This window comes from Amycolatopsis magusensis (assembly GCF_017875555.1).
Lineage (GTDB): Bacteria > Actinomycetota > Actinomycetes > Mycobacteriales > Pseudonocardiaceae > Amycolatopsis > Amycolatopsis magusensis.
In genome coordinates, this window is sequence record NZ_JAGGMS010000001.1 from 3,417,976 (window position 1) to 3,436,705 (window position 18,730).

Below are 18,730 nucleotides of genomic sequence, written 5' to 3' on the forward strand. Positions count from 1 at the left end.
CGGGGGTGTGGGGTTCCGGCGGGGTCCTGCTCGGACTGGTCCTCGGGGTGCTGGGCGCGCTGGTCGTGCCCGGCTGGTTCGACTCGCCCTCGCGGGTCGAAGAGCTGCAGCAGGAGTACGCGGCCAGGGACACCTCGCTGACCAAGGACCTGGTCTCGCTGGCCGAACAGGCGCGGACGGATGTCACGGAGATGGTTTCCGCCACGGCGGTGCCCACCCCGGAACAGCTGACCGCGTGGCGCACCTCGGTCGACAAGGCCGCGACGCGCTTCGCCGACCGTCCCTCCGGCGGGACGGAAGTGAACCTGGCGCGCTCGGGCTTCGCGGGCGCGGTCTCGATACTGCAGCGTTCGGTGACGGCGTACCCGGTGTCGGCGGAACTCGGGGAGCAGTTGCGCCGCGACGCCGTCGTGGCCTGGTCGGTCGCGGCGAACCAACTGGACCTGGCGGGCATCAAGGCCGGGCTGGGGCACGTGCACGTGTTCCTGCCCACTCAGGGGTTGCCGGGGGAACTGGCCGAACACGGCCATCCGTAAGTGGCACCTCCCGGCTTTCAGTGTGACTACGGCGGGGATGACCTTGTCAAGGCGGGAAAGATGCCCTGACAAGGTCATCCCCGCCGTGTTTTTGGCTGGGGACCGGGATGGGGTGGGGGGGTGGGCGGTTGCTCCGGTGGGTGCCCCGGGCGGCCGGTCGCGCCGAGGGGGGTGCCGTGAATGTGGCTTTCACGGCGAATTCCGCCGTGAAAGCCACATTCACGGCACTTCCTGCCACCCCTCGCCGACTCTTCGTGACACGGGACCCGCCCCGGCGGCACCCGCTGAGCTGCTCCGACGGCCGGTCGTAGACTCGGGTGGTTGGTAGCAGCACAAGTTGGGAGCACGGGTGCCGCGAGGCGAAGAAGAGCCGGAGAAGCGGCCTGAGCTGGGTGATCTCGACAGTTTCGCCGGGATCGACGAGCTGGGCGCGATCGACGATCCCGACAACACCGATCCGGACAACCCGGACGGGACCTTCCACGCGACCGACCACGCCTTCGAGGCGGGCGGCGGGGCGGGGGCGGGTGTCGGTGGCGTCGGTCAGCTGGGGGACAACCTCGCGCTGGGACCGGTGCCCGACCTGCCGTCCACCGACGAGACCCACGAGCTGGACGACCAGGGCACCGACGAGCTCCCCGCGGAGAACGGGCCCGAGGCCCGCTACGAGCTGCGCGCGGTCGAGGCCGAGCTGAACGAGCGCTGGCCCGAGACCAAGATCGAGCCCTCGCTCGACCGGATCCGGACCCTGCTCAACCTGCTCGGCGACCCCCAGAGCACCTACCCGGTGCTGCACGTGGCCGGCACCAACGGCAAGGGGTCCACGGCCAGGATGATCGACGCCCTGCTCACCCGCATGGGGGTGCGCGTCGGCCGCTACACCAGTCCCCACCTGCAGCTGGTCACCGAGCGCATCAGCATCGACGGCGCCCCGATCTCGGCGGCCAAGTACGTCGACACCTACCGCGACGTCGCGCCCTTCGTCACCATGGTCGACAACGCGGGCGAGCTGCGGATGAGCAAGTTCGAGGTGCTCACCGGCATGGCCTTCGCCGCCTTCGCCGACGCGCCGGCCGAGGCCGTGGTGCTCGAAGTCGGCATGGGCGGCACCTGGGACGCCACCAACGTGGCCGACGCGCAGGTCGCCGCCATCGCGCCCATCTCCATCGACCACACCGACTACCTCGGCACCGACGTCCGCGACATCGCCAGGGAGAAGGCCGGGGTGATCAAGCCCGGCAGCGTGGTGGTCATCGCCGAGCAGGAGCCCGAGGTGCAGCGCGTGCTGCTGGAGCGCGCGATCGAGGTCGACGCCTCGGTGGCGCGGGCGGGCAGTGAGTTCGCCGTGCTCGAACGCGAGATCGCGGTCGGCGGCCAGTTGCTCAAGCTCCAGGGCCTCGGCGGGGTCTACGACCAGATCTTCCTGCCGCTGCACGGCAAGCACCAGGCCGAGAACGCGGTGCTCGCGCTGGCCGCGGTCGAGGCCTTCTTCGGCGCGGGCAAGGACCGCCAGCTGGTGGTCGAAGCGGTGCGCGAGGCCTTCGCCGAGGTGCAGAACCCCGGCAGGCTGGAGCGCGTGCGCGCGGCACCGGCGGTCATGCTCGACTCCGCGCACAACCCGCACGGCGCCCGCGCGCTGGCCGCCACGGTCACCGACGAGTTCGCCTTCCGCCGCCTGGTCGCGGTGGTCGGGGTGATGTCGGACAAGGACGCGTACGGCATCCTCGAGGCACTCGAACCGGTGGTCTCCGACGTGGTCGTCACGCAGAACAGCTCGCCGCGCGCGATGCCGCTGGAGGAGCTGGACGAGGTGGCGAAGTCGGTGTTCGGCGAGGACCGCGTGTACGCGGCGCCGCGGCTGGACACCGCGGTGGAGACCGCGGTCGCGCTGGCCGAGGAGTCCGAGGACCCGGAGGAGCCGCTGGCCGGGGGTGGCGTGCTGATCACCGGCTCGGTGTTCACCGCGGGTGAGGCCCGCACCCTGTTCGGGAAGGAACCGGCATGACCGAGCAGCCGAAACCCCCGGCGAAGGACCCGCTGAAGTCCTTCCGCGGGGTGATGGCGGGCACGCTGATCATGGAGGCGATCGTGGTGGCGCTCGCGCTGCCGGTGGTCGCGCAGCTCGGCGGCGGGCTGACCAGCGGCACCGGCTGGGCGGTGATCGCCATCGCGGTGGTGATGGGCGTGCTGTGCGGCTTCCTGTCGAAGCCGTGGGCGGTGCCCGCGATCCTGGTGCTGCAGGTGGCGTTGATCGCGTTCTTCTTCCTGCTGCCCGCGGTCGCGGTGATCGGGTTCGTCTTCCTGGCGCTGTGGCTGTGGTTGCTCTGGCTCCGCCGGGACGTGGCGCGCCGGATGGCCGAGGGCCGGTTGCCCAGCCAGCAGCAGCCCGCCGAATAGGCTGCCGGGGTGCGTGAACTCACCTACTACGTCGGCCAGAGCCTGGACGGCTTCATCGCGGGTCCGGCCGGGCAGGCAGACTTCTATCTGTTCGAAGGCGACCACCAGCAGGCGATCAACGAGAGCTACCCGGAAACCGTGCCCACGGCGTGGCGGGATGCCGCCGGGATCTCCGGTCCGCCGAAGCAGTTCGACACCGTCCTGATGGGACGCGGCACGTATGAGGCCGGGGTCGCCACGGGCGCGCCCAGTCCGTATTCGCACCTGCGGCAGTTCGTCGTTTCGCGCAGCATGACCGCTTCCCCGCACGAGGACGTCGAGCTGATCAGTGGCGACGCGCTGGCGCGGGTGCGCGAGCTGAAGGCCGAGGACGGCCTCGGCATCTGGCTGTGCGGTGGCGGCGGGCTCGCCGAGGAACTGCTGCCCGAAATCGACCAGATCGTGGTCAAGATCCACCCGGTCATCGCGCGGGCGGGCGTGCCGCTGTTCACCGGCGAGTTCGCGCCCGCGCGCTTCCACCTGGCGGACAGCCGGGTGTTCGGCAGCGGGGTCGCGCTGATGACCTACCGCACGTTCTGATCACCGCAGGACGACCACCTTCAGCGCCGGTGAGCTGAGGATGTCGCTCTCGCAGAACCGGCCGCGCACCCACTCGCCACGCGAGAACAGCTCCGTCTGGTCGGCGAAGTGCGGGGACGTCGGGTCGGTGGACTGCGAGTAGGTCAGCAGCGTCGAGGTGTCGGGGCAGGCCTTCCCGCTCAGGCCCACCACCTGGATGTAGCTCGACCCGTGCACCACGTCGACGTTGCCCGCCGCCGGGTCCCACACCGTGGCCATCGCGTTGAGGATGCCCAGGTGCCCGAATCCGCCGTGCATGGGGATCCGCTTCCCGGCGCGAGTGACGGATTGGTGGTCGCCGAGCTTCGCGTCCAGCGGGATGCCCGCCGCGGTCAGGTCGGCCACCGCTTCGTCGAACGCCTGGCGCACCCGGGGCTGCTGCACGTCCACGGTGTTCGGCGTGTTGACCGGGTCGGCCGGATCGAACTTCACCTTCCAGATGTCGGCGCCCGCGAGCCGGAGCGCGAAGCGGTGGAACAGCAGCGCGCCCCGGCTTTCCAGGCGGAAGGTGTGGTCCCAGGAGGCGAGCGCGTCGCAGGCCGGGCCGGTGCCGCACAACTCGACCAGCGCGTCGGCCATCAGCACCGCGAGCCGGCTGCGGTCGCCGAAGAGCGCGTCCTTCATCACTTCCGGGGTGAATTCGCCGAGGTGCTCCTCGGTGGTGATCAGCGCTTCCTGGGTGCGCGGTGAGCGCTGGGTGCCGACGTCACCGATGATCCAGGGGTAGCCGGTGAGCGGCTCGGCGGCGTTCGCCAGCCACGGGCTGTCGTTCGCGTTCAGCTCGTAGTCGTCGCGGACCTGGTGCGGCAGCCGCGACGGGCCGAGCAGGCCCGGCTCCACCGCGTCGCTGTCGGAGCCCCACTGGCAGTCGGTCCGCGAACCGTCCAGAACAGACACCTGGGCGGCCTGGAAAAGCTGGCGCCCCAACGGGGTCGAGCAGCGTTCGGCCAGTTCGTCGGTGACGTGCGGGACCACCTGGACGTCGGAGTAGAGCGCCTTGCCGTGCCGGTCGGTGGCGATCGTGTTCACCCACGGCACGCCGAGCGTCGACTTCAGCGCCTTCGAGACGTCCTCGACGTCACGGGCTTCGTTCAGGCCGAACCACGTGTTCAGCGACCGCAGGTTGGTCGCGTTGCCGTCGCGCAGGGTGTAGGCGGAGGTCTGCGTCCACGGCAGCGGGATGTCTTCGATGCCGGTGATGATCGGGCCGTAGCGGGTCGAATACAGCGTCCGGGTGTCCGTGGCGAGCGACCCGTCCGGCTGCTTCACCTCCACGGACACCTTCTGGGCGCTCATCTTCTCCGGCTGTCCATCGACCACATAGGACAGTGGATCGCCGGGGAGCAGTTGCACCTCGAACAGGCCGAAGGTGCGGGCCGTGGAGAAGGTGTGCGTCCACGCGGCGTCGCGCGTGTGCCCGATCTGGATCAGCGGCACGCCGAGCAGGCTGGCGCCGGCGGCGTTGAACCGTCCCGGGATGGTCAGCTGCGCCTGCCAGAACCGGCGCCCGCCCTGCCACGGGAAGTGCGGGTTGCCGAGCAGCACACTGGCGTGCCCTTCGGCCGTGCCCGCGCTGCCGACCGCGATCCCGTTGCTGGCCGGGGAATCGGCGGACGTGAGCACGGCACCGATGCGCTCGGCGGCGTCCTCGGGCAGCGTGCCGCCCGAAGGCTGGGCGCCGACCGTCCCGTCCGCCAGCTCGCCTTGCCCGGAAATGCTCGCGATCGCGTACAGGTGGCGGTAGACGTCGAGCTCGGTGATCGGTCGCAGCCATTCCGCGTCGCGGCAGGCGGGGTCCTGCGTGCCGTGCTGCGCCAGGTATTTGTTGTAGCCGTCGGCGTAACCCCCGACGATCTCCTTGACCTCCGGACGCGGCTGGTCGAGCAGCCGTTCCACCACCCCGGCGTCGTTGATCCGCTGGAAGTGCACGTCGCTGGCCAGGTTGGTGCTCGCCGAGCTGAGCGCGGGGTTGGCGGTGCCCTCCGGGCCGAGGTACTTCGACCGCTTCGCTCCGACGGTCAGGTAGCCGTTCGCCAGCTCGCAGAGGTTGTCCTTCGCGGCGGCATAGCCGTAGCCGTAGCCCAGGCCGTCGAACGACTTCGCCGAGATGTGCGGGATGCCGTGCTCGGTGTACCGGATCAGCGCGCGGCCGCCCTCCGCGTCCGCCGCGGCGGGGGTGGTGACCACCCCGAAGGTCACCAGTGCCACGGTGAGTATCCGGCCGAACCTGCTGCGTCCCCCCATGTGACCGCCTTCCGTGAGCGCCCGGTGATCCTCTGTCAACCTAGGCCGTCGTTCACCCCGCGGAAAGGCCCAGTTGGTCCCCCGGTCCGCGATGGCGGCTAGAACACCGGAATGACCGAATCCCACCACCACGACCGGCGGACCGTGCTGCGCGCCGGTGTGCTCGGCGCGGGCGTGCTCGCCGCCGGTTCCCTCGGCGCCGCTCCGGCCTTCGCCCTCGGCAAGAACCGCCCGGTGCTCACGCACGGCGTGCAGTCCGGCGACGTCACCTCGCACTCGGCGATCGTCTGGACCAGGGCCGACCGCCCGTCGCGGATGCTCGTCGAGGTGGCGCGCGACCCGTCGTTCCGGCACGCGCGCCGGATCACCGGCCCGGTGCTCAGCCCGGAGACCGGCGGCACCGGCAAGGTGCGGGTCGCCGGCCTCGTGCCCGGCACCGAACTGCACTACCGCGTGCGTGCCGAGGACCTCGACGGCCGCGCCGCCAGCGAGCCGCTGACCGGGCGCTTCGCCACCGCGCCGATCGGCCGCGAGAACGTGCGCTTCCTCTGGTCCGGCGACACCGTGGGCCAGGGCTGGGGCATCAACCCCGACCGCGGCGGCATGCCGATCTACCGCGCGATGGCCGACCGGCGGCCGGACTTCTTCCTGCACAGCGGCGACACCGTCTACGCCGACGGCCCGCTGCAGGAACGGGTCACCCTGCCCGACGGCCGCGCCTGGCGGAACCTCGTCACGCCGGAGAAGTCGAAGGTGGCCGAGACGCTCGACGAGTACCGCGGGCAGTTCGCCTACAACCTGCTCGACGACAAGCTGCGTACCTTCGCCGCCGAAGTGCCCGCCTACGTGCAGTGGGACGACCACGAGGTGACCAACAACTGGTACCCCGGCGAGATCCTCGACTTGCCGCAGTACACCGAGAAGCGGGTGGACGTGCTGGCCGAACGGGCTTTCCGGGCGTTCCACGAGTGGCAGCCGATCGACGCGCGCCAGGCCGTGGACGGCCGGGTCTACCGCAGCTTCCGCTACGGCAGGCACGTCGAGATCTTCGTGCTGGACATGCGCACCTACAAGGACGCCAACACCGCGGACCCGAACGGCGTCGGCCACATCCTCGGCGAGCAGCAGGCGCGGTGGCTGGTGCGCGGGCTGGACCGCAGCCAGGCGACCTGGAAGATCGTCGCCGCCGACATGCCGATCGGGCTCACCGTGCCGGACGGCACCGCGATCGAAGGCGTGGCCAACGGGCTGCCCGGCGCACCCGGCGGCCGCGAGCACGAACTGGCCGGGGTGCTGCGGGAAATCTCGAAGCGGCGGGTGCGCAACGTGGTCTGGCTGACCGCCGACGTGCACTACACCGCGGCACACCACTACTCACCGGATCGGGCGGCGGTCGGCGACTTCGACCCGTTCTGGGAGTTCGTCTCCGGCCCGCTCAACGCCGGTGGTTTCGGGCCGAACGCGCTGGACCCGACGTTCGGCCCGGAGGCCGTTTTCGTGCACGCGCCGCCCGCGGCGAACAGTTCGCCGCTGGACGGGTTCCAGCACTTCGGCGAGGTCAACGTGGACGGCGCGAGCGGCGAGCTGACCGTCGACCTGCGTGACGCGGCCGGTACTTCGCTGTGGTCGAAGACCCTGCGGCCGGAGCGGCGCTGAAGCCGGTCGCTACAGTTCGCGTCAAGTAACACGCTATTAAAGGAGAATCACCCGTGAGTGAGCGCACCCTTGTTCTGGTCAAGCCCGACGGCGTCAAGCGCGGACTGGTCGGCGAGGTCATCTCCCGGATCGAGCGCAAGGGCCTGACCCTGGCTCAGCTGGAGCTGCGCACCGTCGAGCGTTCGGTCGCCGAGGAGCACTACGCCGAGCACAAGGACAAGCCGTTCTTCGGCGAGCTGGTCGACTTCATCACCTCCGGCCCGCTGGTCGCCATCGCGGTCGAGGGCACCCGCGCGATCTCGGCGTTCCGGCAGCTCGCCGGCGGCACCGACCCGGTGGAGAAGGCCACCCCGGGCACCATCCGCGGCGACTTCGCGCTCGAGGTCCAGTACAACCTGGTGCACGGCTCCGACTCCGCCGAGTCGGCCGAGCGCGAGCTGAAGCTCTGGTTCCCGAACTGACCCTCCGCGATTGCTATGAGTGGGGCATTACTTGCGTTCATTGCAAGTAATGCCCCACTCATAGCGTTCCAGCCGCGCCGGGACGTTGAAACCGACGAGTCCGGCGACCACGAGGGTGAGCACCACGGCCAGCAGGGTGAGGGCGTTGCCGAGGCCGATGTCCTCCGCGATCGCCGCCCCCGCCAGTGGCGCGACCGCTCCGCCCAGCGCGCCCACGTTGTACGAGAAGCCGAGACCCGCCGCCCGCGTCCGGGTGGGGAAGTGGTCGGCGATGTACTTCGGCAGCAGCCCCGAGATGCCCTGGCTGGTGGCCTGCATCCCGAACAGCAGCACCCACAGCAGCACCACGTTCCCCGCGGGCAGCGCGAACACCGGGAAGACGAACGCCAGCGAGGCGAACAGCCCCAGCACGTACGCCCGCCGCGTCCCGAGCCGGTCGCCGAGCACCCCGGCCAGGCACGAGCCCGCCGCGTACCCCAGTCCCGCCCAGGTCAGCGCGGTGGCGACCGCGCCGGGTTCATAGCCGAGCCCGGTCTTCAGGTACGTCGGCAGCAGCGACTGGATCGGCCACGAGTACAGGAACGCGCAGAACACCGTGGCGATCACCCCGAGCACCACCGGCCACCGGCGTCCCGCCAGTTGCACGGTCAGCACGAACAGCCCGGCCACCACGAGCACGATCAGCGGCCAGCCGGTGGCCGTCCGGCTGAAGACGAGCACCAGTGCCGTGGTGATCACGGCCGCCAGCAGGGCGTTCACCAGCCGTCGGCCCGGTGCGAACAGGACGGACGAGCCGCCGCCCTCGCGTTCCCATTCGGCCGCCTCCGGCAGCGAACGCCGCAGGTAGAGGGTCAGCGCGATCGGCACCAGCCCGGCGTAGAACAGCCAGCGCCACCCGCCGGACGGCACGATCAGCTGGTAGGCGAAGGCCGCGAGCACGGTCCCGACCGGGTAGGCCGACAGCAGGAACCCGGTGGCGCGGTTGCGCATGTGCTTCGGCCAGGACTCCATCACGTACGTGGCACTGGACCCGTACTCACCGGCCATGCCGACGCCGACGATCGCGCGGAAGGCGAACAGCGACCAGTAGTCCCAGGCGAACCCGCACAGCCCGCTGCCCAGCGAGAACGCCAGGATGGCCAAGATCATCGCGGGTTTGCGGCCGTACCGGTCGGCGATCGCCCCGAGCACCAGCCCGCCCAGCCAGCGCGAGACGAACGCCGCCGAGACCAGCGTCGCCGCCTGGGGCAGGTCCAGCCCGAATTCGGCGGCGATGTCGGTGAGCACCAGGGTGATCAGGATGAAGTCGAAGCCGTCGAGGAGGTAGCCGAGCCAGGCGGCGAAGAACGCCCGGCGCTGGGCGCGCGAGACCGCCATCCGACCCTCCTCCGGTACTGGACATAGGATGTCCTATCTCAGCGGTAAGGTAGTGCCGCGGTGAGGGGAGGGCAATATGTCGGCGAACCAGCAGGCGCTGCGTGAATCGGTCAAACGGCTGATCGTGGACCGCGGCCTGCCACCGGGCGCGCTGCTGCCCACCGAGCTCGAGCTGATGCGGGAGCTGGAGGTCGGCCGCAACCCGTTGCGCGAGGCGATGAAGGCGCTGGAAGCGCAGGGCATCGTCGACATCCGGCACGGCTACGGCACCTATGTCGGCGGGGTGTCGCTGTCCGGTTTGGAGGCAGGGCTCGCCTTCCGCGGCGCGCTGTCGGTCCGGGGTGACCTCACCGACATCCGTGAGCTGCTGGAAGTCCGCGAAGTGCTCGAAGCCGGGCTGACCAGCCGGGTGCTCGCCGCCGGGGACGCGGTGGAGCTCGACGTGCTGGAGTCGGCGGTCCGGACCATGGAAGAGCGCGCGCACAACGGGGAGTTCGCGCCCGAGGCCGACTGGCTGTTCCACGAGACGCTCTACCGCCCGCTCGGCAACGACCTGGTGCTCGAACTGCTGCGGGTGTTCTGGCGCGTCTTCCGCTCCCTCGACGACGACCTGCCGCGTGGCGAAGGCGAGACACCGGCGGTGATCGCGGGGTGGCACCGCGACATCCTCGAAGCGTTGCGCCGTCGTGACGAACCCGCGCTGCACGCCGCCGTGGAAGCGCACTTCCGCGGGATCCGGGCCAGGGTGTCCGGTTCGGCTGCGCGGTTCGGCTGACGTTCACCTCGGCGTCTTCCCCTGGCGATTTCCATGCGCTGAGCTGAGGTCCAGACCATCGACTGGACAGGGGTGCGGCTCGTGGGGAAGTCACGTTCGGGTGCGGTGCTGGTGCTCGCCGGGCTGCTGGCGATGCCGCCGGTGGTGGCGGCGGCCGATCCACTGGCCGCGCCGCTCGGCCCGGTGCCGGCCGAATCGGCCCCGGCCGCTTCGTCGTCCGGGGAAGCCACGGCCCGCGTCGCGACGGCCGCGCCGGACGACGGGCTGGTCACCGGCTCCGCGACCAGCGAGGTGGCGCCGGGGCTCAGCCTCACCGAGTTCGACCGCTTCGACCCGCTCGGCTGGATCCGGGGCGACACGCTGGAGGTCGACCTCGCCACCGGCTCGCTGAGACCCGCGTACCTCAACCCCGGTTCGGTGAGCGCCCGCGCGCCGCTGTCGGGGCAGCTCGCGGCCGCGGGTGCGGTCGCCGGGGTGAACGGCGATTTCTTCGACATCAATGCGACCGGCGCGCCGCTGGGCGTCGGCATCGGTGACGGGCAGCTGCACACCGCGCCCGCGCAGGGCCACAACTTCACCGCCGCGATCACCGCGGAAGGCAAGGCGCGCCTGGCTTCGGTGTTCCTCGACGCCACGATCACCCTGCCCGCCGGGCCCGTGCGGGCGACCAACTTCAACGGCGCGGTGCTGCCGCCGGACGGCATCGGCGTCTACACCCCGTTGTGGGGCAGCGCTTCCCGCAGGACCTCGGTCGCGGGAGCGGCGAAGGTGCTGGAGATCGAACTACGCGACGGCGTGGTCGCCCAGCTCCGCCCGCAGCCGGTGGACGGCCCGATCGCCGCGGGCAGCACGATCCTGCTCGCCCGCGACGCCGGGGTCGACGCGCTGACCGGGCTCGCCGTCGGCGACCCCGTTGCGGTCGCGTACGCACCCCGCAGCGACGCCGGTGCGATCGCGGTCGCGGTCGGCGGCAACAAGGTGCTGCTGCGCGACGGCCAGGTGCAGGCGGTCGACGCGGTGGCCATGCACCCGCGCACGGCGGTCGGTTTCTCCGCCGACGGCAGCCGGCTGTGGTTGTCCACAGTGGATGGACGGCAGGCGGACAGCCGGGGTATGACGGAACTGGAACTCGCGCGGCACCTGCAGTCGCTCGGCGCGGACGACGCGATCAACCTCGACGGCGGCGGCTCGTCCACATTGCTCGCGCGCGAGGAGGGCGACACGGCGGCGTCCGTGCGCAACTCCCCGTCCGACGGCGGTGAACGCACGGTACCCAACGGAATCGGCTTCGCGACCACGCCGGGAAGCGGCAAGCTGACCGGTTTCGCGCCGCACCCGGAGCAGGAGACCGAGGACGCCGACCGCGTGCTGCCCGGCCTGTCCCGGCGGCTGGTCGCGGGCGCGCACGACGAGAGTGGCGCCGCCGTGCCGGTGAAGCCGATCTGGCGCAGCTCGCGCGGCATCGTGCGGGACGGCGTTTTCCTGGCCACGCCCGGAGAACGCGCCACGGTCGAGGTGGAGGCGAGCTACCGCGGCATCCGGGGCAGCACCGAACTGACCGTGCTGGGCGAGCCCGTCCGGCTGGGCACGAGCACCGAGCAGGTCGCGTTGTCCGGTGCCGGTGCGGCCGGGGACTTCCAGGTCTACGGCTACGACGCGGACGGCTACGGCACCTGGATCGATCCCGCCGACGTGCACCTGGAGTTCGACCCGGCGGTGGTCCGGGTCGACCCCGCCGGTGACCGGTTCGCGGTGACCGCGCTGGTGCCCGCCGGCGCGACCGTGGTGACCGCGAAGGCGGCCGGGCTGGTCACGCACTTCGTCATCTCGGTGGGCAGCGAGTCACGCGCACTGTCGCCTTTGGACGGTCCGGCCGGGTGGTCGGCGTCGGTGTACCCGGCCGTGGTCGGCGCGGCGCTGAGCGAGGCCGAGGGCCGCGACGGCGGTCGCGGCCTGGCGCTGGACTACCGCCTCAGCGGCACCACCGCCACGCGTGCCGCCTACGTCAACGCGACCACGCCGTTCAGCCTGCCCGCGGGTACGCAGAAGGTCGGCGTGTGGGTCAACGGGGACGGCAAGGGCGCCTGGTTGCGCGCCGAACTGCGGGACGCCTCGAACGTCGCGTCCATCGTGGACCTGACCTTGGCGGTGGACTGGACCGGCTGGCGGTACGTGGAGGGCAGCCTGCCCGCCGGGCTGCCGTCCGGGCAGCGGCTGACCCGCTTCTACGCCGTGGAGAACGTGCCGGACCAGCAGTACGAAGGCAGGCTGGTGTTCGACGACCTGACGCTGAAGGTGGCGCCCTCGGCCGAGGTGCCGGGCGACCCGGCCGAGCGCGATCCCGCCGTGCTCACCGACGGTGTGCCCGGCGACGGCGGCCTGAAGGTGGCCGTGGTCAGCGACGCGCAGTTCACCGCGGACGCGCCCACCGGCCCGCTGGTGGCGCAGGCCCGGCGCACGCTCCGCGAGGCCGTGGCGGCGGAACCGGACGTGGTGGTGATCAACGGCGACTTCGTCGACCGCGGCCTGGCCGCCGACTTCGACCTGGCGCGGCGGATCATCACCGAGGAACTGGACGGGCGCGTGCCCTGGTACTACGTGCCGGGCAACCACGAAGCCGACGGCGGCAAGGGACTGGCCGAGTTCCAGGCGGAATTCGGGGCCCCGCACCGGGTCACCGATCTGAACGGGGTCCGGCTGGTGCTGCTCGACTCCTCACGCGGCAGCCTCCGTGCCGGAGGTTTCGACCAGGTGCGGATGCTGCGCGAAGCGCTCGACAGTGCCGAAACGGACAACGCCGTGCGCGGGGTCGTGGTCGCCATGCACCACCCGACGCGCGACCCCAGCCCGACCGGGAACTCCCAGCTCGCCGACGCCAAGGAAGCCGAACTGCTGCGCACCTGGCTGACCGCGTTCGAGGAGCGCTCCGGCAAGCCGGCCGCGGCGGTCGCCTCCCACGCCGGGGTGTTCCATGTGTCCAGAGTGGACGGTGTGCCGTTCCTGATCAACGGCAACGCGGGCAAGGCACCCGCCGCGGCCCCCGGCGAGGGCGGGTTCACCGGCTGGACCCTGCTGCACCTGGGAGCCGAGGTGGAGATCCAGACCCGGCCGCACGTGGACGAACTGGCGCTGACCGCGCCCGCTTCGCTCGCGATCGGCACCCGCGCGGCGGTCTTCGGTACGGTGAACCAGGGTGGACGGGCCGTTCCGGTGGCCTACCCGGTGAGCGCCGACTGGATCGGCGGCACCGGCACCCACGTCGGCGACGGCCCGGCCGGGGACGCGGTCGCGTCGTTCGACCCGGTCACGGGCCTGCTCACCGGGCTGCGGCCGGGGTCGGCGGAATTGACGCTGGAGGTCAACGGGGTGCGCCGGACGGTCACCATCCCGGTGACCCTGTGACCGCTGGGGGCCGGGTTTGGGGTTCGCGCTCGTACCGATGACCGAAGAGGAGTTCGCGATCTACCGCGAGCACCTGGTGCTGGCGTACGCCGAAGCGAAGGTGCAGGCCGGGAACTGGCCTGCCGGGGACGCGGAACGGCTGTCCGAAGAGGCGCACCGGACCCTGTTGCCCGGTGGGCTGGCCACCCCGGCGCACCACTTCTACGTCGCGCGGGACGACGACCGCCTGGTCGGCACGCTGTGGCTCGCCGAGCGGGACGGTGACAACGGCCGCTCGGCGTACCTCTACTACATCGAGGTCGCCGAGGCCGAGCGCGGGAAGGGCTACGGCAAGGCGATGATGGCCGCGCTCGAAACCGAGGTGACGGCGCTGGGGCTGGACTCCATCCAGCTCCACGTCTTCGGCGACAACACCACCGCGCGGGCGCTCTACCGGGACGCCGGGTACGCCGAGACCAACGTGGTGATGAGCAAGCGCCTGCGATAACCGCTCGAAAACTGTCGGTGCCGCGTGGCACAGTGCGTGGTGTGGGAGAAAGCACTTTCGACGGGCCGATGGTCCAGGCCAAGGCGCTGGTGAAGCGCTTCGGCGAGTTCGAGGCCGTCCGGGGGATCGACGTCGAGGTCCGGCGCGGGGAGGCGTTCGGCTTCCTCGGGCCGAACGGCGCGGGCAAGTCGTCGACCATGCGGATGATCGCGAGCGTTTCCCCGCGCTCGGACGGCGAACTCAAGGTGCTCGGGCTCGATCCGGACGCCGAGGGCCCGCGCATCCGCGCGCGGATCGGCGTGGTGCCCCAGCTGGACAACCTCGACGCCGAGCTCACCGTCCGGCAGAACCTCCAGGTCTACGGCCGCTACTTCGGGCTTTCGCGTGCGCACGTGCGGAAGAAGGCGGTCGAGCTGATGGAGTTCGCGCAGCTGACCGAAAAGGCCGACGGCGAGGTCGAGGCGCTCTCCGGCGGGATGAAGCGCCGGCTGACCATCGCCCGCTCGCTGGTGAACGACCCCGAACTGCTGCTGCTCGACGAACCGACCACCGGGCTCGACCCGCAGGCCCGGCACCTGCTGTGGGACAGGCTGTTCCGGCTGAAATCCCAGGGCGTCACGCTCATCATCACCACGCACTACATGGACGAAGCCGAGCAGCTGTGCGACCGGCTGGTGGTGATGGACGGCGGCCGCATCGCCGCCGAGGGCTCACCCGCCGAGTTGATCGCGCGGTTCTCCACCCGGGAGGTGCTCGAGCTGCGGTTCGCGCCGGGGAAGCAGGCCGCCGCCGTGCCCGAGGTGGAGTCGCTGGCCGAGCGGATCGAGGTACTGCCGGACAGGCTGTTGCTCTACACCTCGGCCGGGGAGGCCGCGCTGGAGCAGGCGCACGCACGCGGGGTGCGGCCGGTGTCGAGCCTGGTCCGCCGCAGCACGCTGGAGGACGTCTTCCTCAAGCTCACCGGCCGGACGCTGGTGGACTGATGACCGAGGTGCTGTCCACCGGGCGCGTGGTGGGTTCGTGGCGCGGCGCGGTGCTGCGGGTGGAGGGGTACTGGCTGTGGTACCGCCGGTACTGGCGGTCCAACCTGTACTCCACCGGGTTGCAGCCGCTGTTCTTCCTGGCCGCGATGGGGCTGGGCTTCGGCTCGCAGGTGCAGCCGGGCACGGCCACCGGCGGGCTGTCCTACCTGCACTACGTGGCGCCGGCCCTGCTGGTGTCGGCGTCGATGATGCTGGCCGTGGGGGAGTCGACGTACCCGGTGCTGTCCGGGTTCAAGTGGCAGAAGGACTACCTCGCGGCCACCGCCACGCCGATCTCGCCGGGCCAGGTGCTCGGCGGGCACCTGCTGTGGGTCGCGCTGCGGCTGACACTGGCGGCCGCGGTCTACGCACTGATGGCGCTGTTGCTGGGCGGTTGGCTGAACGCGGGCGCGCTGCTGGTCGTGGTGGTCGGCGTGGCCACCGGGCTGGCGTGCGCGGCGCCGGTGTGCGCGTTCGCCGCGAGCACCTACGACGAGGGCACCCGGTTCGCCACGCTGTTCCGCTTCGTGGTGATGCCGATGACCCTGTTCGCCGGCACGTTCTTCCCGATCGACCAGATCCCGCTGGCGTTGCGGTGGCTGGCGTGGATTTCCCCGCTGTGGCATGGCACGGAGCTGGCGCGCGGGGTCACGCTCGGCACGCTGGACCTGCTGCCGGGCCTGGGGCACGCGGCGTTCCTGATCGCGTTGTTCGCCGGGGGCTTCGTGCTCGCCCGGCGGTTCTTCTACAAGCGGCTGGTGGTGTGAGGCGTGGTGGTGTCGGAGGTCCCGTCGAAGGGCCTGCTGCTGCGGGTGCTGCCGCCTTCGCTCTACGCGGGGCGGGCGAAGTTCCTGCTCGAACGGTCGATCCTGGTGTACTCGCGGGCGTGGCTGGTGTTCGCCTCGGGGGCACTGGAGCCGTTGTTCTACCTGCTGGCGTTCCAGATCGGGTTCGGCAGGCTGGTCGGGGAGGTGGTCGGACCCGGCGGGCAGGTGATGAGCTACGTCGCCTTCGTGGCGCCGGGCCTGCTGGCGGCTTCGGCGATGAACGGTGCCGTCTTCGACTCGACGTACAACGTCTTCTTCCGCTTCCGGTACGCGAAGCTGTACGACGCCATGCTGGCCACCCCCATCGGCCCGCTGGACATCGCTCTCGGTGAGATCGGCTTCGCCGTCCTGCGCGGTGCCCTGTACTCGACCGCCTTCGTGGCCGTCATGGGCACCATGGGCCTGCTCACCTCGCCGTGGGCCGTACTCCTGCTGCCCGCCGCGATCCTCACCTCGTTCGGCTTCGCCGCGGTGGGCATGGGTTGTGCCACGTTCCTGCGGTCCACCAGCCAGTTCGACTACATCCAGCTGGTGCTGATGCCGATGTTCCTGTTCTCTACGACGTTCTACCCGCTGAGCGTCTACCCGGAAGCCCTGCAGTACGTCGTCAGCTGCCTACCGCTGTACCACGGCATCGAACTCATGCGCGGCCTCGCCACCGGCTTCGTCAGCTGGTCCATGCTCGGCCACCTCGCCTACCTGCTCACCATGGCCGCCGCCGGCCTCTGGCTGGCCTCCACCCGCCTACACAAAATGCTCCTCCGCTAACCCGCCCACGTTACGGCCCGCGAACCCCACACTCGTGCAGCCGAACTTCACGTTCAGGCACCTGAATCCCACACTCGGCCCGCGAATCCCGCACTCGTGCAGCCGAGTGTCACGTTCAAGCCCGCGCCCACTCGTCCCATGCGCGGCCCCCAGCACGCACAACTCGCCCACGCCAACGTGGAGTTCAGCTGCGCCAACGTGGAACTCGGCGCACGAATATGGGTTTCGGGTGCACGAACGTGGGGTTCGCGAACATGAGTGTGGGATTCAGGTGCCTGAACGTGCCACTCGCGAGCCTGAACGTGGGGTTCGGGGGTCTGAGTGTGGAGTTCGGATGCACGAACGTGGGGTTCGGGCGTATGGGCGTGGGACTCGGGGGTTAGGGGGTGGCGGCGGTGTGGGCGTTTACCAGGCCGTGGCCGTAGAAGCCGTTGAAGGCGCCGTAGCCGGAGCAGTAGGCGTCTTGGGTGCCGTCGCCGGTGAGGTCGTAGTCGGCGGGGCAGTCCATCGGGGTCGCCTGCGTTTGCAGCGCCCGCCGCAGTTGGGCCGGCCCCCAGCCCGGGTGGTTCGAGGCCAGCAGGGCGGCCACACCCGAAACATGCGGGGCCGCCATCGAGGTGCCGCACAAGGGGGCATACCCGCCCGGCACGGTCGACAGGACGCATTCGCCCGCCTCGCCGCCCGGCGCGGTCAGGTCGATCACCCCGAGGCCGTACGAGCTGTACCCCGCCTTCACCCCGGCCGAACTCACCGCCGAGACCGCCACCACGTCCCGCAGGCCCGCGGGCAGCGCCGAGCAGCCGCCCCGCTTGCGGGGTGAAGGCACCAGGTTCACCGCCTCGTTCGTGGCCGCGGCGACGTTCAGGGTGCCTTGGCGGTCCACGTATTCGACCGTGCGCGCCAGCGCTTCCTCCAGCACCCGGTCCCCGGCCGTGCACGACAGCGACCACGGGTTCACGAAGAAACTGCTGTTCGTCACCGCCATCCCGTGGTCCGCCGCCCAGAGCAGGCCGCACACCGCGGCTTCCGGGTCGACGTACCCGCGGTCGTCGATGACCTTGATGGACGCGATCCGTACGCCCGGCGCCACGCCGGTGATGCCGCGGCCGTCGTCCGCGGCGGCGATGGTGCCCGCGACGTGCGTGCCGTGCGTGGAGGTGGTCGGCTGCCAGGCCTTCTCGTCGGTGTTCGCGGCGCCGGTCAGGCAGCTCACCGACTCCTCGGGGACCAGCGCGTCGGCCAGGTCCGGGTGCGCGGCGTCGATCCCGCTGTCCAGCACGCCGACGACCACGTCCGGGCTGCCCGGCGAGAGTCGGTTCGCGCGGTCGGCGCCGGTCGCGCGCATGTCCCACTGCTCGGCGGTGCGGTCCGCGCGCGGCACCGCGTCCGGGTCGGTGGTTCTCACCTTGGCTTTCGCCTCGGTGGACCGCGACTTCGACCCCCGCACGGCCTGCGCGCTGAACGCCCGTCCCGGCCCCAGCCGCTCGGCGAACCCGGCGTCGGCCGAGGTGGCCACGCCGATCGCGACCTGCGGGTAGTACGCCGTGCTCCGCCCGCACGCCCCCGTGACCTCGGCCGCGGCCTCCTCGGCCGGGGTACCGCGGTCGAACAGCACGACGTAGCGCAGGTTGCGGGCTCCGGGTGCGCACTCCGGTTCCGCGCCCACGGCGGGAACCGGGAGCAGTGCCTGGCCGGTCAGCAGCACCGCGCCCGCGAGGACCGTGCTCGCACGCAGCCGCACGGGTACCTCCATCTCGGCGAGAAAGGATCAGTGGGTCCCCCGACCCCAGGATCCCGCACGGTAATCACCGGCGGCGACCCCGGACAAGCGGTGGGCCGAAGTTCCCCCGGCTGATTGCCCGGAAGTGGTAGTGGCGGTTTTCACACTACCGCGCGTGTCGCGGGTCCGGCCGTGCTTCGGCCAGCCGTAACCCGATGAGCCGGTACCGAGTACACGGTATCCGCCCCGGTGTGTGGGATACTCGGGGCGGCCCCTGGGCCGGGAGTCGTCGCGCGCCGCGCGGGGTCCACCGGCGCGGTGGCCCGGTGACCTGCTGAACGAGCCTGTCGTCGCCGCCTCCACCGGCGGCTAGACGATCTGAAACAGGGGGCGTGACCGCCCCGTGCCCAGCCGGCGCGTCGCCGAGCAGACTGCCGAGG

15 protein-coding genes are annotated in these 18,730 nt (G+C 71.1%); 12 read left to right on the forward strand and 3 right to left on the reverse strand.

What is annotated here, in order from left to right:
* Window positions 1–5 precede the first annotated feature (5 nt).
* The 4 genes from JOM49_RS14955 to JOM49_RS14970 all read left to right on the forward strand — a co-directional run bounded on the left by JOM49_RS14955 (window position 6) and on the right by JOM49_RS14970 (window position 3,512).
* A complete protein-coding gene (locus tag JOM49_RS14955) occupies window positions 6–536 on the forward strand; it encodes a hypothetical protein (RefSeq protein WP_209664881.1) in 531 nt (176 codons plus the stop codon).
* Window positions 537–885: 349 nt separating this feature from the next.
* Window positions 886–2,541: a bifunctional tetrahydrofolate synthase/dihydrofolate synthase gene (gene folC / locus JOM49_RS14960; protein ID WP_209664882.1), complete on the forward strand. Its 1,656-nt coding sequence runs from the start codon at window positions 886–888 to the stop codon at window positions 2,539–2,541.
* Window positions 2,538–2,933, forward strand: a complete 396-nt coding sequence (locus JOM49_RS14965; protein WP_209664883.1) for a DUF4233 domain-containing protein — start codon at window positions 2,538–2,540, stop codon at window positions 2,931–2,933. Before folC ends, JOM49_RS14965 begins: the two co-directional genes overlap by 4 nt.
* 9 nt (window positions 2,934–2,942) lie before the next feature.
* Window positions 2,943–3,512, forward strand: coding sequence for a dihydrofolate reductase family protein (locus JOM49_RS14970; protein WP_209664884.1), 570 nt, complete (start codon window positions 2,943–2,945; stop codon window positions 3,510–3,512).
* Here JOM49_RS14970 and JOM49_RS14975 read toward each other — a convergent pair whose 3' ends face one another.
* A complete protein-coding gene (locus JOM49_RS14975; RefSeq protein ID WP_209664885.1) occupies window positions 3,513–5,795 on the reverse strand; it encodes a penicillin acylase family protein in 2,283 nt (760 codons plus the stop codon).
* Between the two features lie 111 nt (window positions 5,796–5,906).
* On the opposite strand from JOM49_RS14975, the gene JOM49_RS14980 reads away from it, so the two are divergent.
* Both JOM49_RS14980 and ndk read left to right on the forward strand, forming a co-directional pair.
* The gene (locus JOM49_RS14980; protein WP_209664886.1) at window positions 5,907–7,451 is read left to right on the forward strand and encodes an alkaline phosphatase D family protein; all 1,545 of its coding nucleotides are present in this window, start codon (window positions 5,907–5,909) and stop codon (window positions 7,449–7,451) included.
* Window positions 7,452–7,504: 53 nt separating this feature from the next.
* On the forward strand, window positions 7,505–7,912 hold the full coding sequence (gene ndk, locus JOM49_RS14985) for a nucleoside-diphosphate kinase (protein ID WP_209664887.1): 408 nt from the start codon (window positions 7,505–7,507) through the stop codon (window positions 7,910–7,912).
* 27 nt (window positions 7,913–7,939) lie between these two features.
* Here ndk and JOM49_RS14990 read toward each other — a convergent pair whose 3' ends face one another.
* The gene (locus tag JOM49_RS14990) at window positions 7,940–9,289 is read right to left on the reverse strand and encodes a sialate:H+ symport family MFS transporter (protein ID WP_209664888.1); all 1,350 of its coding nucleotides are present in this window, start codon (window positions 9,287–9,289) and stop codon (window positions 7,940–7,942) included.
* Between the two features lie 76 nt (window positions 9,290–9,365).
* Between JOM49_RS14990 and JOM49_RS14995 the strand changes: the two genes are divergently transcribed.
* The 6 genes from JOM49_RS14995 (at window position 9,366) to JOM49_RS15020 (ending at window position 16,570) form a co-directional block, all read left to right on the forward strand.
* A complete protein-coding gene (locus JOM49_RS14995) occupies window positions 9,366–10,064 on the forward strand; it encodes a FadR/GntR family transcriptional regulator (protein ID WP_209664889.1) in 699 nt (232 codons plus the stop codon).
* A 132-nt stretch (window positions 10,065–10,196) separates the two neighbouring features.
* Window positions 10,197–13,466, forward strand: coding sequence for a phosphodiester glycosidase family protein (locus tag JOM49_RS15000; protein ID WP_209671205.1), 3,270 nt, complete (start codon window positions 10,197–10,199; stop codon window positions 13,464–13,466).
* Between the two features lie 37 nt (window positions 13,467–13,503).
* Complete coding sequence (locus tag JOM49_RS15005; RefSeq protein ID WP_209664890.1) at window positions 13,504–13,953, forward strand: GNAT family N-acetyltransferase; 450 nt, start codon at window positions 13,504–13,506, stop codon at window positions 13,951–13,953.
* 68 nt (window positions 13,954–14,021) lie between these two features.
* Window positions 14,022–14,936 (forward strand): ABC transporter ATP-binding protein, encoded by a 915-nt coding sequence (locus tag JOM49_RS15010; RefSeq protein ID WP_209671207.1) that lies wholly within the window; start codon window positions 14,022–14,024, stop codon window positions 14,934–14,936.
* Window positions 14,936–15,742 carry an ABC transporter permease gene (locus JOM49_RS15015; RefSeq protein WP_209664891.1) on the forward strand — a complete coding sequence of 269 codons (807 nt, stop codon included), beginning with the start codon at window positions 14,936–14,938 and terminating at the stop codon, window positions 15,740–15,742. The genes JOM49_RS15010 and JOM49_RS15015 overlap by 1 nt, the downstream gene beginning before the upstream one ends.
* A gap of 6 nt (window positions 15,743–15,748) precedes the next feature.
* Window positions 15,749–16,570, forward strand: a complete 822-nt coding sequence (locus JOM49_RS15020) for an ABC transporter permease (protein ID WP_308159061.1) — start codon at window positions 15,749–15,751, stop codon at window positions 16,568–16,570.
* A 379-nt stretch (window positions 16,571–16,949) separates the two neighbouring features.
* Here JOM49_RS15020 and JOM49_RS15025 read toward each other — a convergent pair whose 3' ends face one another.
* Window positions 16,950–18,323 (reverse strand): S8 family serine peptidase, encoded by a 1,374-nt coding sequence (locus JOM49_RS15025; protein ID WP_209664892.1) that lies wholly within the window; start codon window positions 18,321–18,323, stop codon window positions 16,950–16,952.
* Window positions 18,324–18,730: the final 407 nt, after the last annotated feature.

Bases quoted from the DNA above. Each gene is read 5' to 3' on its own strand.
- JOM49_RS14965 (WP_209664883.1), top strand. From the start codon at position 2,538: ATGACCGAGCAGCCGAAACCCCCGGCGAAGGACCCGCTGAAGTCCTTC.
- JOM49_RS14975 (WP_209664885.1), bottom strand. From the start codon at position 5,795: ATGGGGGGACGCAGCAGGTTCGGCCGGATACTCACCGTGGCACTGGTG.
- JOM49_RS14980 (WP_209664886.1), top strand. From the start codon at position 5,907: ATGACCGAATCCCACCACCACGACCGGCGGACCGTGCTGCGCGCCGGT.
- JOM49_RS14990 (WP_209664888.1), bottom strand. From the start codon at position 9,289: ATGGCGGTCTCGCGCGCCCAGCGCCGGGCGTTCTTCGCCGCCTGGCTC.
- JOM49_RS14995 (WP_209664889.1), top strand. From the start codon at position 9,366: ATGTCGGCGAACCAGCAGGCGCTGCGTGAATCGGTCAAACGGCTGATC.
- JOM49_RS15000 (WP_209671205.1), top strand. From the start codon at position 10,197: ATGCCGCCGGTGGTGGCGGCGGCCGATCCACTGGCCGCGCCGCTCGGC.
- JOM49_RS15005 (WP_209664890.1), top strand. From the start codon at position 13,504: ATGACCGAAGAGGAGTTCGCGATCTACCGCGAGCACCTGGTGCTGGCG.
- JOM49_RS15010 (WP_209671207.1), top strand. From the start codon at position 14,022: ATGGTCCAGGCCAAGGCGCTGGTGAAGCGCTTCGGCGAGTTCGAGGCC.
- JOM49_RS15015 (WP_209664891.1), top strand. From the start codon at position 14,936: ATGACCGAGGTGCTGTCCACCGGGCGCGTGGTGGGTTCGTGGCGCGGC.
- JOM49_RS15025 (WP_209664892.1), bottom strand. From the start codon at position 18,323: ATGGAGGTACCCGTGCGGCTGCGTGCGAGCACGGTCCTCGCGGGCGCG.